Annotated in this window: 2 protein-coding genes; both read right to left on the reverse strand. The window is 44.7% G+C overall.

The genetic code is table 11. The features are described 5' to 3' along the window. Positions 1 to 125: 125 nt before the first annotated feature. Positions 126 to 1,154 (reverse strand): sugar kinase, encoded by a 1,029-nt coding sequence (locus NSB28_RS24580; protein WP_109625676.1) that lies wholly within the window; start codon positions 1,152 to 1,154, stop codon positions 126 to 128. Positions 1,155 to 1,552: 398 nt separating this feature from the next. After that, a complete protein-coding gene (locus NSB28_RS24585; protein ID WP_109625677.1) occupies positions 1,553 to 2,905 on the reverse strand; it encodes a hemolysin family protein in 1,353 nt (450 codons plus the stop codon). Positions 2,906 to 3,153 lie beyond the last annotated feature (248 nt).

A 3,153-nucleotide genomic window follows, 5' to 3' on the forward strand; every position in this document is an offset into this window, starting at 1 on the left:
CGGGGCACGGAGCCTTAGATTTTCACTCCGCAGCGGTCGGACAGAACAACGAACCCCACCGTTCCCCTTCCTGACGGTTCACTTCCTTCCGCGCAAAGCGTCCTGTTACTCCATTAAACAGCAATTTATCTGTCCATCTCAAGTGAATTGCTGGTTTTATGATTGCGTATAATTCTGTCGATTTCAGTCAGGTCTGAGGACGGCAGGTCACCGGGGATCGTATTCTTTGTGGAACTGGTGGCATTGCCGTACTCAAGAGCCCTCTGACAATCGAAGCCGTGGGACAGAAGTCCGTACAAAACACCTGAGATATATGCGTCTCCGCTGCCGATGCGGTCCACTACGTCTATATTCCGGTAAGGTTCCTCCTCATAGAAAATATCCTGCTTTGCATCGTATATAACGGAACCGAATGTGTGTTTTTTAGGGCTGTGGACGGTCCTCTGGGTGGATGCTATAATGGACAGCGGATATTCCTTTGCAAAAGAGCGCATGATCTCATGAAGGCTTCCTGTCTTTAAAAAGGTCAGTTCAGCAGTGTCCTTGGAGCAGAAGAATATATCTACATAGGGCAGGATGGATTCAATGCACTCTTTTGCTTCCGGGCCGCTCCATAGATTAGCGCGGAAATTTACATCAAATGAAATAAGAGCGCCGGCTGCCTTGAAGCGTTTCATCATTTCAACGGCAGTCTCTTTTGTCTGCTCACAGAGAGCCAGAGTGATGCCGGTAGTGTGGAAGCATCTGGCAGAAGTGTAGAGGCTGTCCGGATAATCATCTGCCTTGATCTTGCAGAAGGAAGTATTCATCCTGTCGTACACTACGCCTGGTTTGCGGGGATAAGCGCCATTTTCGTAATAGTAGATGCCAAGCCTGGCATCTCTGTCATTGTCATAAGTCAGATAGTCATCGCTGACGCCCAGAAAGCGGACATGGTTTTTAGCAAAGGTACCAATGTTGTTAGAGGGCAGCTTGGAAATGATTCCGGTGCGAAGTCCTAAGAGTGAAGCGCCGGACACTACATTCAACTCTGCACCGCCCATCTGTTTCTGGAGAGTGTCCCCTCTGGAGAGTCGTTCATTACCTACGGGAGAGAGACGAAGCAAAAGCTCTCCCAGTGAAAGCAGATCAAATTCCTTTTTCTTGTTATCCATAATTGAATCCCCCTGATTATTCCGCCGTTCCGGCTTATTTTTAATGAAACACTTTGGGTGGAACGATTTCCATAAATAAATTGGACTTATCATGCAGAGTATTTTAAATGAAAATAGTTCCATAATACAAAACTGTGTTTTATATTATAATACTTTATAATGAAATTATAAGTAAGTGCAGGGGAAATGTCAAGGTGAAAATACTACTTTTTAAAATCACTTTTAGCAGAAGTTTTTGAGGGGAGATCCATTGTCTCCATCATGTTCTTGCGACAGGTACAGCTGTCTATGCTGTTTCGGAAGCAGCCGGAAAAATGCCCCCATCCTGTCAGGTAAGCATCATAGCCTGCCTGGCCGGAAGGGGGCATTTCCAACGAGTTATTATCTGTTGTAAGCTGTTATGAAACGCCTGCCAGTGACAGATCGGAAGACGCTTCGGAGATCAGGTTAAGTCTGACCTTTCGTATACGTTTTTCTTTCGTTTCCAGGATCTGAAAGCTTACTCCTTTATCAGAGATGGTGAGATGTTCTGATTCAGAAGGGATATAACCAAGCTGTTCAATCAGAAATCCTGAAAGAGTATCATAATTTTCGGGTTCCAGCTTCAGATGGAATTTCTCATTCACCTCATCTATCAGTACAGAACCGTCAATGATATAAGTGTTTTCATCTATCTTCTCAAATTCAATAACTTCTTCATCGTGTTCATCGCTGATATCACCCACAATCTCTTCTACAAGGTCTTCAACTGTGACGATACCTGAGAAACCGCCGTATTCGTCGATCAGGACAGCCATCCTGTTGCGGGATTTCTGCAGCTCCAGAAAAAGTTCATCAGTATTCTTGCTGTCCGGTACAAAAAACGGCTCGTTCAGCAAGGTACGGATATCCATGTCCGCAAAAGCAGTCTTTCTCATTTCAAGCATAAAATCTTTCATGTGGAGGATTCCGATGATATTGTCAATCGTCTCCTCATAAACAGGGATTCTGGAATGTCTGGATTCCAGGATGGCATCGATATTATCCCCGAAAGGTTCGTCTATATCTATAGCAAACACCTCACGCCGGGGGACCATGATATCCCTTGCAGTTTTGTCGTCAAATGAAAATATGGAATTGATCATCTCTTTTTCAATCTCGTTAAACACTCCGGCTTCACTTCCTGTTTCAAGAAGCGCCTTAATCTCTTCCTCAGAGACAGCTTCCTCCAGATTTTCAGTCTTCATCCCGATCAAATGCAGAAATCCGTTAGTCGATAAGGAGAGCAGCCTGATAAAGGGTGAGAGGATCTTTGAGATCGCGTAAATAGGCTTTACTACAGCAAGACTAAAAGCCTCAGCTTTCTGCAAAGCAACTCTCTTAGGTACAAGTTCTCCAAAAACAAGAGTGAAATAAGAAAGAATGATCGTCACGACCACAACAGCAATTGTACCGCTGTAAGGTATCCCATATTTTGACAGCCAGCCGCCAAGCACCTGGGAAATACCCGTGGCAGCAGAAGCACTGGAGAAAAAGCCTGCCAGAGTGATAGCTACCTGGATCGTGGAGAGGAACTTTGTAGAGTCCTCAAAAAGATTTTGAATGAGAAGTGCCTTTTTGTTTCCCTCCTCAGCCAGCTTCCGTATCTTGTTCTTATTAACGGAAACCACCGCCATCTCTGCCCCGGCAAAAAAGGCGTTCACCAAAGTTAAAAATACCAGAAACAAAAGTTGTAAAAGAATACTTGTCGCGTCAGGGTCACCTGAGTCCATGATGCAAAAACCTCCTATTAAATGATTTGTATTTCCATTAGTAAATGGAAAGTTGATTTTTGAGTGTGAGTATAACATAGGTTTGGGGAAGATGCAATATGGGTGGGGATTAAATTTTGATAAAATAAATTGCTGTTTAGGGGAGTAACAGGACGCTTTGTGCGGGAGGCGGTGAGCCGTCAGGAAGGGGAGCGGTGGGGTTCGTTGTTCTGTCCGACCGCTGCGGAGTGAAAATCTAAGGCTCCGTG

This window comes from Murimonas intestini (genome assembly GCF_024622195.1).
In the GTDB taxonomy this organism is placed as follows: Bacteria; Bacillota; Clostridia; order Lachnospirales; family Lachnospiraceae; genus Murimonas; species Murimonas intestini.

Bases quoted from the DNA above. Each gene is read 5' to 3' on its own strand.
- NSB28_RS24580 (WP_109625676.1), bottom strand. From the start codon at position 1,154: ATGGATAACAAGAAAAAGGAATTTGATCTGCTTTCACTGGGAGAGCTT.
- NSB28_RS24585 (WP_109625677.1), bottom strand. From the start codon at position 2,905: ATGGACTCAGGTGACCCTGACGCGACAAGTATTCTTTTACAACTTTTG.